Raw genomic sequence first — 12060 nt, 5'->3', positions numbered from 1 at the left:
TCCTGTCAAAGCTGTCACAGGGTGTATGGGGCGGGCAGTGAATGTGGCTACGGGACCACTGGAGCAGGCGCAATTTCTGTGGCCGACGATCCGGAAGATGCTGCCTCGGTAGCCAGCGCGGAGGCGGCCAGGTAAACGGTACGTACGACGGCGGCGCGTCGCCTCTTGAGGCGGCCGGGATCGTTCCCAGCCATGAGTCCATCGAGTGCGGGCAGCACGGGGGCGGTATCGCAAAGACTCACGATGGTGATGAGGAGATCACCGGCATCTTCCCTTGATATTCCGGGAAGGGCTGCAATGGTGCTGTTGACCTTGGACGCACAGTTGGCCATCCGTTTGGGCAGGCCCACAACTTCCGTGCCGCGTTCCAAACCTTCCCAGAAGAGGAGCCGCGGTGCGGTGGCGTCCTCTTGATGATGATCGAACAGGCGGCCCGCATAGTTGGCCATGGCCTCTGGTCCCTCGCCGTGGATGGGAACTTCATCCATGAGGGAGCTGAGAGCGGCGACGATAACGGCGTCAAAAAGGCCGTTCTTGTTGCCGAAGTACTGGTAGATGCGTTCTTTGTTGACGCCCGCCTCTGCGGCGATGCGATCAATGCGGGCTCCGGCAAGTCCCCGCGTGCAAAACTCGGACGTCGCCGCCTCGAGCAGCAGTGACTTGGTGCGTTCTATGTCCCATGCCATAAATACAGATTACCATTTCCCAACTAAGTAGTTGTATTTGGTGTCGAGTGCGGTTATGGTGAAACCAAGCTAATTGCAACTATCTGGTTGGAGAATGCCATGACCACTCAAGCTGCTACCGAAATCGACGCTGCCGAGCCGGCGACTGCCCCGGAGACCATTGCTTCTGCGCGGCCTGAAGCGCCGTCGCAGGCGCGGCCCCAGGCGCCGTCCGTGCACATGCGCGCCCTGATCACATGGATCGCGATCTTCCCCTTGGTTTCCATCGGCATGCTCTTGCTCGGGCCGATCATGGAGCCATGGCACCCGGTGCTGCGCGCGCTCGTCCTGACGGCGTTCGTTGTTCCCACGGCGGTCTACTTCGTCGTCCCGAGGCTGTTCGCGGGCCACGGCGCGCTGAGCCGCAAGGCAGCGGAGCGCTCAGCCCAGCGCGCAGCGCGCAAGGCCGGCTAACCCAAGCCTTATCCAACCAGGGGACAACACCCGCTCCATTGACGCCTTAGCAGAACAGGTCCTGTCCCCTAATTGTGTGGGACTAAACCCCCCGCAACTGCTCTACCTGGGCAAGCGTCGGGTAGGCGGCCTGGGTGCCCTTCTTCGTGGCGGCCAACGCGGCAGCCACTGAGGCAAAGCCGGCAGCGTCCGCGAGGGATTCTCCGGCAGCCAGGCGTGCCGCGACGGCTCCCGTGAAGGCGTCGCCGGCACCGGTCGTGTCTACGGCGGAAACCCGGGTAGGGGCAATCCGGGTGATCTGGTCCTGTGTGCCCTGGGCCAACGAATCCAGCACAACAGATCCGTGGGCGCCCAGCGTCACAAGCACGCGCTGCAAACCCCTGTCAGCAAACTGGCTCCGTACCGGTTCCCAGGCTTCGGCCTTCGCGTCGGCGTCAGGAACGTCGGCTTCGCCACCAAGGAACAGTGAGGCCTCGTGCGCATTGACCAGCAGCACGTCGCTCAACTCGGCCAGAACCTCGGGTACCTCCGCATAAGGCGAGAGGTTCAACAAGACGGTAGCGCCGGCGTCGTGCCCTGCTTGCGCAGCGGCGATCACAGTATCGATCGCGACTTCAAGGCAGAGGCAGACCACCGCAGCATTCTTGATGGCGTCCGCTGCCGCGCGCACGTCTGCCGGGGTTAGGGTCCCGTTTGCCCCGGCCGAGATGATGATGCTGTTCTCGCCGCTGGCATCCACCGAGATGACCGCGACGCCGGTCGCGGCGTCCGAGCGCCTGACGCGGGTGACGTCCACGCCGGCGTCGGCGGTGGAGTCCAGGAGCATGCTGCCGTTGGCGTCATCGCCCACTGCGCCCACCAGGCTGACCTGGGCGCCGAGCTTGCTGGCCGCCACCGCCTGATTGGCGCTCTTGCCGCCGGGGTTTACGGCGAAGCCATTGCCGTGGACGGTCTCGCCGGGCTTGGGAAGGCGGTCGCAGTAGATGGTCAGATCGGCGTTCAGGGAGCCGACGACGACGATCCCCGCCGTTGGCGCGCTGGTATCGGTGCTCATTTGGCGATCTCAGCTTCGATCGGCTCTGCCTCTGTAACCTCTGCGTCGAGTGGTTTGGGGATCAGTAGCGAGGCGGCGAAGGCGGCAAGGGTGATGGCTAGACCCACCACCACAACGGTGAGGTACGACGCCTTTGCGTCACCCAGTGCGGACGTCGCAACGAGGACCGCGGGCAGTACCAGGAAGCTTAGGCCGGCACCAAGGTTGAAAGCGCCCGCGTTCATTCCGGGGAGGAAGCCCGGGTTGCCTTGGGGCGAGAGGACTACGCCCAGTCCGTTCAGCATGATGTTGACGGTACCGGCGTACATGATGCCCAGCAAGGCCGTGCCCACGATCATCATTGGCAGGTTGTTGAGGCCGAAGAACGCGATAATTCCCAAAGCCACGAGGCTGCCAAGCAGGCCGATGCGAAGGACCTTCGTGTAGCCGAGGACCGGGGCGAGCCTGCCGCTGATCGGGCCGAAGAGCCAACCCAGCAGTGCGTACGGGGTGAGGATCATGAGTGACATCTCGGTGGGGCCGACGCCGAAGCCCGGTTCGGCTGCCTGAACAAACGCCGGGACGATCCCATTGATGACCGCAAAGATGCCGGTCATGGTCAGTGTGGTGGTCAAAAGCGGTGCCCACGTGGAACGCTGCCGCAGGTGTACGGTTTCCACCATGGGCTGCTTGGCGCGCTTTTCAACGGTCCAGAAGGCGAAGAACGCGACGGCGGCAACCAGGATCAGGCCAATGGCCAGCGTTAATGTTCCCGCGTCGAAGGCCGTGGCCAGTTTGGAGCCTTCGTTCAAGGCTGTCAGGAGGGCGCCCACCGCGATCACGATGAAGAACACGCCCAGCCAGTCCATAGTGGTTCCGGCAGCAGGCTTGCTCTCGCCCGCAAGGACGGCAATCAGGACTGTTGCCACCAGGGCCAAGGCGACCATGAGCCAGAAAATGCTGCGGAATCCGAAGTTCTCGGCGAAGTAACCCCCCACGAAGGAGTCGACGCCGGCAACGCCACCGTTGACTGCTGTGATCAGGCCCATGAGGGTGCCGTATTTGCGCGGATTGCTCACTGCGGAGCGGAGCATGATGAGGCAGAGCGGGACAGTGGGACCGCTGACGCCCTGGATGATGCGGCCTACGAAGAGCCACGTGACATCGGGTGCGAGTGCCGCAACGACCGAACCGACCGCCATCAGGAGCATCATGCCCACAAGGATCTTCTTGCGGCCCACGATGTCGCTAAGGCGGGGGAGGAAGAGGGAGAACAGGGCTGCGGCGGTGAAGAACCAGGTCTGGGAGAGGCCGATGGTGGCTTGGTCAGTCTGGAGCTCGTTGCCCATGGTGACCAAGGCAGGGCTGAGCATGGAGGCGTTGAGCTGGAACGCAACGCAGGCTGCCAGCAGGGCGACCATGAGCGCGGTTACGTTGCCGCGGGAGGACTTGGTTTCTGCGAGCGAAGACATTACTTTGCCTCTCCTGCGAGTACACCGGCGGTTTCAGCAGCAGCGGTGGCTTCAGCTCCGCCGTCGTGCGTTGGTTCGCCAATCCTGACAATCGCGTCGGTGACCAGATCCCAGAACTTCTTGTGGTCCAGGTCAACCGCAACCGAGGTGTGGCAGTCTTCAGGAGCGGGTGCGCGGAAGTCGGCCACCGTCATCCCGAGAGTGAGCTTGCCCTGCAGTTCGATGTCCACCGGGACCTTGCGCGTGGTCATCACGGTGGGGTCGATGACGTAGGCCACCGCGCACGGATCGTGGACCGGCGGGAAATCGAAGCCTTGGGCGTCCTTGTAGGTCTTCTTGAAGAACTCCATCAGTTCAAGCACGAATTTGGCAGGCTTGGTTCCGATGGACGCGATCCTGTCCACTACCTCGTCCGTAGCCAGCGCTTGGTGCGTGAGGTCCAGGCCCACCATCACCACGGGCCACTTTTCGTTGAACACAATGTGGGCGGCCTCGGGGTCGATGATGATGTTGAACTCCGCCACGGCGCTCCAGTTGCCCACGTGGTAGCCGCCGCCCATGAGGACAACTTCCTTGACGCGCTCCACGATGCGTGGTTCCTTGCGGGCAGCCATGGCGATGTTGGTCAGCCCTGCGGTGGGGACCAGGGTGACTGTGCCGGGCTCATGTGCCATGACGGTTTCGATGATGAGGTCGACGGCGTGGCGCGGGTCCAGCTCGATTGCGGACTCGGGTTGCTCCGGACCATCCATGCCGGAGTCGCCGTGGATGCTGGGTGCCGTTTCGATGGTGCGGACCAGGGGACGGTCGCAGCCGGCGGCGAACGGGACGCCTGTGATGCCGGCAATGGTGGCTACCGAGAGGGCGTTGCGTGTGACCTTCTCCAGGGTCTGGTTTCCCACCACGGTTGTCACTGCCAGGAGCTCGATGTCCGGGTTGCCGTGGGCCAGAAGCAATGCCACGGCGTCGTCATGGCCAGGGTCGCAGTCAAGAATGATCTTCTTGCGTGCTGTCATGGGTTTAGGGTCCACGTTTTCTCTCCACGTCATTGGGGCCTGCCAGGTTCTTGCCGGAAGCAGGGCGGTAAGCATTCAGGGTGATTCTGGCACTGCATCATGAGTTACGTCAAACGCTTAACGTGGATTGCGTCAAGCGCTTGATGCCATGCGGCATTTGTGAGGGCTGCAACGACGCTACGATCGATGCATGGATACCTTGGACCGACGGAACGCCCGTGCGCCCCGTGTGACCGCTGCCATGGTGGCGGCACGGGCCGGCGTTTCAACCGCCACTGTGTCCTTGGTGGCCAACGGCAAGACGCAAGGACGGGTCTCCGAGGACAACATCTCCCGGGTCCGCTCCGCGATCGCCGAACTTGGCTATGTGGTTGACAGCATTGGAAGTTCGCTGGCTCGCGGAGTCAGCTCCATCGTTATTCTCGTGACGCCGGACGTGTCCAACCCCTTCTTCGCCAACGTCATCGCCGGAGTGCGGGAATCTCTCGGCCCGGAATACCAACTGCTGCTCTCGGTGACCGACGCCGGGGAGTCGCCGCAGGCCGAGGATGTCCGCAAGTTGTTGGCACTTCGTCCGGCTGGCCTGCTCGTGGGCGCCCCGAGTGCTAAGTTTCTTCAGGACCTGTCCGCGGCCGGACCACTTGTGCTCCTTGATGCCCCCGGCCTCGAGTCCTACGCCCCGTCCGTAAACCTCGACGTCGCGCAAGGCGCACGTGAGTTGGCACGGCACCTCGCAGCGTCTGGACATACCCGCGCCGCCTACGTGGACGGCATTACCGGCACCACCACTTTCCACCTGCGCAGGGAAGCCTTCCTTGAGGAGGCCGCCGCGTGCGGGCTTTCGGTAGCCGATGGGCACGTCATCAGTACCGCGATCGACGTCGGTGCTGCCGCCGCCGCGTTCGCCGACGCTTGGCCCACGTGGCAGCGTGAGGGGGTGACCGCCGTCGTCTGCGGTACCGACACCCATGCGTATGGCGTGCTGCAGGAAGCGCGCGTGGCGGGCGTACGGATTCCTGCCGAACTGGCTGTGGCGGGCTTTGATGACCTCCCGTATTCAGCCACCAGCAATCCCAGTCTCACAAGCGTGCACCTGCCCGCGACCCCGCTTGGACGAAAGGCCGGTGAGCAACTCCGCGGGCTGATGGAAGGCCGGGATTTGGTGGAGCCCCACGTGACGCTGGAGAGCTCACTGGTGGTTCGCGGTTCTACGTCGCTGGGCTAGCGCGCCTTTTGGTTCGGTTAGTGGATGGTTGCGAGCAGGATACCGACCAGCACGAACAGGCAACCAAAGATCCGGTTGAGGACCTTCTGGCCTCGCTGATCGTGGGTGAAGCGCTGGAAGGAACGGGCGGCTAAGGCAAAGAAGAACCACATGACCATGATGTCGATCGCCAGGACGGTGGCGGTCAGCACGGCGTATTGCTGAAGCAGGGGTTGGTCCGGGCGGATGAACTGCGGCATGAAAGCCAGGAAGAAGACGATTGCCTTGGGATTGAGCAGATTGACCCAAACACCCCTCTGGAACATGGACAGTGCGGGCTCGTTCTTCTTGTCATCGATCTGCTCTTTGTCCAGATCAGGCTTGTGCAGGAACTGCCGGATGCCAAGGTACACAAGGTAGGCAGCGCCGGCGTAGCGGATGACGTTGAAGATCACGGGCGAATTGGAGACGAGCACACCGACGCCCAAGGCCACGATGACGATGTGGATAACCAAGGCCAATTGCTGGCCGAGGATGCCCCAGATGGAGCGTCGGAATCCGGAATTCAGCGAGTTGCTCATGGTGAAGATCGCGCCGGCGCCGGGAGTGAAACTGATCAGGGTGCCGGCACCAACCAGGGCCAGCCAAAGTGAAAACTGCACCATCTCAGCTTATGCGGGTGAGGCGGGTGCCTGGGACACGTTGGGTCCTGACCTTGTTTGGCGGCTGACCAGCCGATATGCACCCCAGATAGGTTGATTTCAGGAGCTACTGGGCTCAAAGAAGGTCAGGAAGCTACAGTCCAAGCCGCGGCTTGGGGCAAACTGGTGCCGTGAGCGGAATCCCCTGGGTACTGCACGTTGACCTCGACCAATTCATTGCGGCCGTCGAGGTCCTCCGGCGCCCGGAGCTCGCAGGCAAACCCATCATTGTGGGCGGCCGGGGAGACCCCACGGAACGTGCTGTGGTGTCCACGGCATCGTATGAAGCCAGAGCGTTCGGCGTGGGTTCTGGAATGCCGCTGCGCATAGCTGCCCGGAAAGTGCCAGATGCAGTGATCCTTCCCGTCGACCAGGAGGCTTATCTGGCGGTCTCGGACGTGGTGATGTCCACCCTGCGGGAGCAGCCCGGCGGAACCGTGCAAGTGCTGGGCTGGGATGAAGCCTTTGTGGGGATAGAGACCGCGGACCCTGAGGCGTACGCGCGGCGGGTGCAGGCTGCTGTCCTGGAACGAACGCGCCTCCATTGCAGCATCGGTATCGGCGACACCCTGGTCAGGGCCAAGGTGGCCACAGGGTTCGGCAAACCTGCCGGGATCTTCAGGCTCACCGCGGAAAACTGGCTCACGGTCATGGGGAACAGGGCCACCAAGGAGCTGTGGGGAGTTGGGCCCAAGGTGTCTGCCCGGCTGGCCAAACTGGGGATCACCACAGTCGCCGAGCTTGCAGCGTCCGATCCCCAGGACTTGGTGCCGGAGTTCGGGCCCAAGATGGGCCCTTGGTATGCGCAGCTCGGTCGAGGTGAAGGTGCCAATGAAGTGGACGACACCCCGTGGGTTGCCCGGGCACACGGCCGCGAGACCACGTTCCAGCAGGATCTCACGGAGCCCTCCCAGATCAGCGACGCCATCAAGGAGCTGACAGCGCGCGTCCTTGAAGACGTGGCAGCTGAGGGGCGGCCGGTGGTGGGGCTGACCCTCAAAGTCCGGTATGCCCCGTTCTTCACCAAGACCTACGCAAGGAAGATTCCAGAGACCTTCGACCGGGACGAAGTTCTCGCGCAAGCATTGGACGTCACGACGCGGATCGAGCCCGACCGTCCCATCCGGCTTCTGGGACTACGCGCCGAAATGTCGATGCCCGATGAGGCCCGAAAGGGGCACACCCCCACCCGCAGCGGATGGTGACAGTCCGACGGCGGCAGGCCGGCTACCAGCGTGGGTGGATCGCTGCGCGGAAATAGCGATCGTAGATGTCCTGGACCCCAGCGATGAGCCCTGCACCTACGGACTGCATCGCTCCCGCCTCAGCGTTTGCATGAGCCTGCACTGAAGATCGGGCACCAGGGATGACCGTGCTGACGCCGTCCTGGGCGATGACCCAGGCGAGGGCCGCCTGGGCGGTGCTGACGCCGTCGGGCACTAATGCGCTGAACTCTTGGGCGGCTTTTACACCGGTGGCGAAATCGACGCCCGAGAAGGTCTCGCCGACGTCGAATGAGGAGCCGTCGCGGTTGTAGTTGCGGTGGTCGTTCTCCGGAAACTCGGTTTCCGGAGTGTACTTTCCGGACAGCAGCCCGGAGGCCAGCGGCACTCTGGCGATGATGCCCACGCCGGCTTGCTTTGCTGCTGGGAGAACGTCATCGAGGGGCTTCAGCCGGAAGGCGTTCAGGATGATCTGAACGGTCGAGGTATTCCCGCGGTTAATGGCTTCAAGGGCTTCGTCAGTCCGCTCGACACTGACGCCATAGTTGCGGATGACGCCTTCGCTGACGAGGGTATCCAGGGCGTCGTAAACCTCGTCCCGCGTGTAGACGGCGGTGGGAGGGCAGTGCAATTGGACCAGGTCCAGGGTGTCCTGCTGCAGATTCCGCCGTGAACGGTCAGTCCACGCGCGGAAGTTGGCGAGGGTGTAGTTTTCGGGCACCTGGTCCACGCGCCGGCCCATCTTAGTGGCGACCGTCAGGTCCAGCCCGGGATTAGCGCGCAGGAAGCGTCCAATCAGCTGTTCACTTCGGCCATCGCCATAGACGTCGGCTGTGTCGAAGAAAGTGACGCCGCCGTCAACCGAGGCCTCCAGGACGGCAAGTGCGTCTTCCTCTGTGACGTCGCCCCAGTCGGCTCCGAGTTGCCATGTGCCTAGTCCAACGGTGGACACCGACCGGCCGGTCCTACCAAGTATGCGCTGTTCCATGGGTTCGACTATATGGCGTCAATGCTCGTCCATTCGCGCAACTTTCCCCATCAAGTACCGTCGCTCCTGCAGGCTGCCTGTCTTTTTGGCCGCCACGAGGTAAGCGGCGCGCGCGTCCACATAGGAGCCTGCCATCTCATGCAGATGGCCCCGCACGGCAGCCAGGCGGTGAGACCTCCCGATCGCGGAATCCAGCCCGGCGAGCAGCTCAAGCCCGGCGGCTGGCCCATTCACCATGGCCACGGCAACAGCACGATTCAGCGTCACCACGGGACTGGGCGCCACGGCTTCAAGGACCGTGTACAGGGCGAGGACCTGGGGCCAGTCCGTTTCGGCATCAGACGGCGCCTCCGCATGAACGGCCGCGATCGCGGCCTGGAGTTGGTAGGGCCCTGCCGCGCCGCGGCCGAGCACGGAAGACAGCAACGCGATGCCTTCCTCTATCTGCCCGCGGTTCCATAAAGTCCGGTCCTGTTCGGACAGCGGCACGGGCATTCCGTCAGCCAGGGTGCGGGCGGCACGGCGGGAGTCCGTCAACAACATCAGCGCGAGCAAACCGGTGGCCTCGAACTCGGCCGGTGCGGCACTCACCAGCAGGCGTGCCAAGCGGATGGCTTCCGTGGTGAGGTCTTCGCGTTGCAGCGAGTCGCCCGAGCTTGCTGCGTAGCCTTCGTTGAAGATCAGGTAGAGGACGTGAAGTACGACGCCGAGCCTCGCCTTCCGCTCGGATTCCGGCGGCATGTCGAAGCGGGCGCCTGCCTTCTGGATCCCTTGTTTCGCGCGGCTGATGCGCTGTCCCATGGTCGCCTCGGGGACGAGGAAAGCAGAGGCGATTTCCGCCGTCGTGAGTCCTCCTACGGCCCGCAGCGTCAAGGCGAGTTGCGAGGGCGCACTTATGGAGGGGTGGCAACACAGGAACATCAGGGTCAGCGTGTCGTCGGCTTCGGACGCAGTGTTGTCCTGGAAGCTGATTTCCATTGCGGCGACGCGTTCCTCCCGGGCTCGGCGCGCGCTTTCACTGCGCCACACATCAACCAGCCGGCGGGATGCGACAGCCAACAGCCATCCTTTGGGATTTGTTGGTAGCCCCGATGGCCATTGGAGTGCGGCCTCAATGAGGGCTTCCTGCACCGCATCCTCGCAGGCGTCGAACTGCCCGTGGTTGCGTGCCAGCACGCCAAGGACCTGCGGCGCCAAGGTGCGCAGCAGGTCCTCGATGTCGCGTGGGGGAACGGCCAAACTAGACCTCCGGGGGACCGTCCGGGATAGCGCGGAGTTCCACCACCTGCGAGTACTTGACGATGCTCGAGCAGATTTCCACGGCACGTTCCTCGCTGGCCACATCCACCACCCAGTACCCGATCAGTGATTCCTTCGACTCGGCGTATGGGCCGTCCGTGGTGATGACGCCGTCCGGGGTCTGCTTGACGAGCTTCGCTGTGCTTCCGTCAGCCAGGCCAGCATTGAAGACGAGTTCACCGGAATCGCGGAGATCCTTGTCGATCTGGATCATGAACCCGATCATTTCCTTGACCCACTCCGGATCGGCGGTCTCCATCATGCCCTCGGCGGACCCGAACATCATGATCATGTATTTCATCTCAAACTCCTTATGAAGTGGCGCCCTGTTTGGGTGCTTTCACTCATGGGTCGGAACTGCGGGGCACTTTTCTACATGGTTCGGCAAAGTTTTTTGGAAAGTACCTTCCTGACCTGTTTTGATGACGCCTCGGCCTTTGTGAGACCTGAAGAGGTTGATTTCAGGTCCCACTCACGTCAAACAAGGTCAGGAAGCCACGCGCATCCTAGGCCCGGGCGATCACCTCGCCGTTGGGAATGAGGAAGTAGCCATCCTCCGTGGCTCCCCAACGGTGCCAGCCCGCAGCGATCCGGGCGAGGTCGGCCTCATTCGCGAATCCGTATTCGAGGGCTTGCTCGGCAAAGGCGGAGTGGAGGACACGTTCGCTCCACACCCGGGATTGCCATGCCCGTTGTTGGGCTGTGGCATAGAGCCAGTTGCTGCTGCTGGGTGCCACTTGGGCAAAGCCTGCCTGCTGTGCCCACGAGACCAATCGACGGCCGGCATCCGGTTCGGCACCGTTGCGCCGGGCGATCCTCTGGTAGAGCTCCATCCAGTCGTCGAGCTCGGGAACTTCCGGGTACCAGCTCATGCCGTGGAAGTCGGCGTCGCGGACGGCCACGATCGCGCCCGGTTTGGCCACGCGGCGCATCTCACGCAGGGCGGCGACGGGGTCAGTCAGATGCTGGAGGACTTGGTGGGCGTGGACGAGGTCGAAGGACTCGTCCTCAAACTCGAGATCGTAGATGTTGCCGGTGCGGAACTCTACGTTCTCCACGCCACGGTCCTTGGCCAGCTCCGTTGCCTGGGCAACGATGTCCGCCGAGCGATCCAAACCGATGACCTGCGCGGGTGCAACCAGCCCCGCGAAATCACACGTGATGCTGCCTGGTCCACACCCGACGTCGAGGACCGACGTCCCCGGGGTGAGATGCGGAATGACAAACGCGGCCGAATTCTCGGCCGTCCGCGAGGCGTGGGCCCGGACAACCGACTCGTGGTGCCCGTGGGTGTAGACATCTTCAGGCTGCTGCGCGTTCATAGGGAAACGCTACAACTTCGCCGGTGGATTTAGGCGGAATGCGGTTGGTTGCCGTTCTCCGCGGTTTCCGTGCGGGCCGCTATGGTGGCCTCGATCATGTCGGTCATGAAGCGACGGACGACATCCAACTCAGCGTCGCTGTAGCCACTCATGGCTTGGCCCATCCTCATGGCCAGCGGCATGAACATGGCGCTTCCATCCTGGTAGGCCTTGGGGGTCATGTGCAGTTGGACCTGCCGACGGTCGGTGCCGAGACGGTCACGGGTGACGTGGCCGGAAGCGTGCAGCCGGTCAACCAACGCCGTGGTGGCGGGGGAGCTAAGGCGCAGTTCACTGCGAAGGACCCCCGGCGTGACAACACGCCCGGCAGCGGAGTGTCGCATGATGACGGCCAGGGCGTTGAGGTCGGTCCGATGCATGTCGTTTTTGCCGCCCGCGGCGTCCACGTAGTGGTTGGCTTCTAGGGTGAAGTCCTGCAGAAGGCGCACCAGGTCCTGGGGCGCGCCAGCCTCCGGGCGCGGGTTTGATGCGTCCGACATGACGTCCTCCCGCCTGCTTTGTCCTTCGTAACTGCCTTCCGGATATTACTCGCAGCTTCCGTCGAATCCGGTATTGGCATCCACCTATGCTTGGAATACTTCCATCATAGAGATATTCTGTGGT

13 protein-coding genes are annotated in these 12060 nt (G+C 63.1%); 3 read left to right on the top strand and 10 right to left on the bottom strand.

Annotation, left to right across the window (positions count from 1 at the left end):
- Positions 1-47: 47 nt before the first annotated feature.
- The gene (locus LDN90_RS21495; protein WP_223947064.1) at positions 48-686 is read right to left on the bottom strand and encodes a TetR/AcrR family transcriptional regulator; all 639 of its coding nucleotides are present in this window, start codon (positions 684-686) and stop codon (positions 48-50) included.
- Between the two features lie 99 nt (positions 687-785).
- On the opposite strand from LDN90_RS21495, the gene LDN90_RS21490 reads away from it, so the two are divergent.
- Positions 786-1139 (top strand): hypothetical protein, encoded by a 354-nt coding sequence (locus tag LDN90_RS21490; RefSeq protein WP_223947063.1) that lies wholly within the window; start codon positions 786-788, stop codon positions 1137-1139.
- Positions 1140-1221: 82 nt separating this feature from the next.
- Here the strand turns inward: LDN90_RS21490 and LDN90_RS21485 are convergent, their stop codons facing one another.
- From LDN90_RS21485 to LDN90_RS21475, 3 genes are read right to left on the bottom strand one after another with little or no spacing between them, the layout of a single operon-like run.
- Positions 1222-2193, bottom strand: coding sequence for a ribokinase (locus tag LDN90_RS21485; RefSeq protein WP_223947062.1), 972 nt, complete (start codon positions 2191-2193; stop codon positions 1222-1224).
- The gene (locus LDN90_RS21480; protein ID WP_223947061.1) at positions 2190-3644 is read right to left on the bottom strand and encodes an MFS transporter; all 1455 of its coding nucleotides are present in this window, start codon (positions 3642-3644) and stop codon (positions 2190-2192) included. The genes LDN90_RS21485 and LDN90_RS21480 overlap by 4 nt, the downstream gene beginning before the upstream one ends.
- Positions 3644-4660: a nucleoside hydrolase gene (locus tag LDN90_RS21475; protein WP_223947060.1), complete on the bottom strand. Its 1017-nt coding sequence runs from the start codon at positions 4658-4660 to the stop codon at positions 3644-3646. Before LDN90_RS21475 ends, LDN90_RS21480 begins: the two co-directional genes overlap by 1 nt.
- 190 nt (positions 4661-4850) lie before the next feature.
- On the opposite strand from LDN90_RS21475, the gene LDN90_RS21470 reads away from it, so the two are divergent.
- Positions 4851-5885: a LacI family DNA-binding transcriptional regulator gene (locus LDN90_RS21470; protein WP_223947059.1), complete on the top strand. Its 1035-nt coding sequence runs from the start codon at positions 4851-4853 to the stop codon at positions 5883-5885.
- Between the two features lie 17 nt (positions 5886-5902).
- Here the strand turns inward: LDN90_RS21470 and LDN90_RS21465 are convergent, their stop codons facing one another.
- Positions 5903-6529 (bottom strand): LysE family transporter, encoded by a 627-nt coding sequence (locus tag LDN90_RS21465; protein WP_223947058.1) that lies wholly within the window; start codon positions 6527-6529, stop codon positions 5903-5905.
- Between the two features lie 167 nt (positions 6530-6696).
- Between LDN90_RS21465 and LDN90_RS21460 the strand changes: the two genes are divergently transcribed.
- On the top strand, positions 6697-7770 hold the full coding sequence (locus LDN90_RS21460; RefSeq protein WP_223947057.1) for a DNA polymerase IV: 1074 nt from the start codon (positions 6697-6699) through the stop codon (positions 7768-7770).
- 22 nt (positions 7771-7792) lie between these two features.
- Here LDN90_RS21460 and LDN90_RS21455 read toward each other — a convergent pair whose 3' ends face one another.
- From LDN90_RS21455 to LDN90_RS21435, 5 genes are all read right to left on the bottom strand, one after another.
- On the bottom strand, positions 7793-8776 hold the full coding sequence (locus LDN90_RS21455) for an aldo/keto reductase (RefSeq protein ID WP_223947056.1): 984 nt from the start codon (positions 8774-8776) through the stop codon (positions 7793-7795).
- A gap of 18 nt (positions 8777-8794) precedes the next feature.
- A complete protein-coding gene (locus tag LDN90_RS21450) occupies positions 8795-10015 on the bottom strand; it encodes a DUF6596 domain-containing protein (protein WP_223947055.1) in 1221 nt (406 codons plus the stop codon).
- A gap of 1 nt (position 10016) precedes the next feature.
- Positions 10017-10376 carry a YciI family protein gene (locus tag LDN90_RS21445; protein WP_216926769.1) on the bottom strand — a complete coding sequence of 120 codons (360 nt, stop codon included), beginning with the start codon at positions 10374-10376 and terminating at the stop codon, positions 10017-10019.
- Positions 10377-10581: 205 nt separating this feature from the next.
- Positions 10582-11397, bottom strand: a complete 816-nt coding sequence (locus tag LDN90_RS21440; protein ID WP_223947054.1) for a class I SAM-dependent methyltransferase — start codon at positions 11395-11397, stop codon at positions 10582-10584.
- A 29-nt stretch (positions 11398-11426) separates the two neighbouring features.
- Entirely contained in the window at positions 11427-11936 is a 510-nt protein-coding gene (locus LDN90_RS21435) for a MarR family transcriptional regulator (protein ID WP_223947053.1), read from the bottom strand.
- Positions 11937-12060 lie beyond the last annotated feature (124 nt).

Source organism: Arthrobacter sp. NtRootA1 (assembly GCF_019976975.1).
GTDB lineage: Bacteria > Actinomycetota > Actinomycetes > Actinomycetales > Micrococcaceae > Arthrobacter > Arthrobacter aromaticivorans.
Note: the sequence above shows the minus strand (reverse complement) of the source record. Positions and strands in the feature narration are given on the sequence as shown.

What these genes read in the sequence shown, in the direction of transcription:
- LDN90_RS21495 (WP_223947064.1), bottom strand. Translation starts at nt 686, where the DNA reads ATGGCATGGGACATAGAACGCACCAAGTCACTGCTGCTCGAGGCGGCG.
- LDN90_RS21490 (WP_223947063.1), top strand. Translation starts at nt 786, where the DNA reads ATGACCACTCAAGCTGCTACCGAAATCGACGCTGCCGAGCCGGCGACT.
- LDN90_RS21485 (WP_223947062.1), bottom strand. Translation starts at nt 2,193, where the DNA reads ATGAGCACCGATACCAGCGCGCCAACGGCGGGGATCGTCGTCGTCGGC.
- LDN90_RS21480 (WP_223947061.1), bottom strand. Translation starts at nt 3,644, where the DNA reads ATGTCTTCGCTCGCAGAAACCAAGTCCTCCCGCGGCAACGTAACCGCG.
- LDN90_RS21475 (WP_223947060.1), bottom strand. Translation starts at nt 4,660, where the DNA reads ATGACAGCACGCAAGAAGATCATTCTTGACTGCGACCCTGGCCATGAC.
- LDN90_RS21470 (WP_223947059.1), top strand. Translation starts at nt 4,851, where the DNA reads ATGGATACCTTGGACCGACGGAACGCCCGTGCGCCCCGTGTGACCGCT.
- LDN90_RS21465 (WP_223947058.1), bottom strand. Translation starts at nt 6,529, where the DNA reads ATGGTGCAGTTTTCACTTTGGCTGGCCCTGGTTGGTGCCGGCACCCTG.
- LDN90_RS21455 (WP_223947056.1), bottom strand. Translation starts at nt 8,776, where the DNA reads ATGGAACAGCGCATACTTGGTAGGACCGGCCGGTCGGTGTCCACCGTT.
- LDN90_RS21445 (WP_216926769.1), bottom strand. Translation starts at nt 10,376, where the DNA reads ATGAAATACATGATCATGATGTTCGGGTCCGCCGAGGGCATGATGGAG.
- LDN90_RS21440 (WP_223947054.1), bottom strand. Translation starts at nt 11,397, where the DNA reads ATGAACGCGCAGCAGCCTGAAGATGTCTACACCCACGGGCACCACGAG.
- LDN90_RS21435 (WP_223947053.1), bottom strand. Translation starts at nt 11,936, where the DNA reads ATGTCGGACGCATCAAACCCGCGCCCGGAGGCTGGCGCGCCCCAGGAC.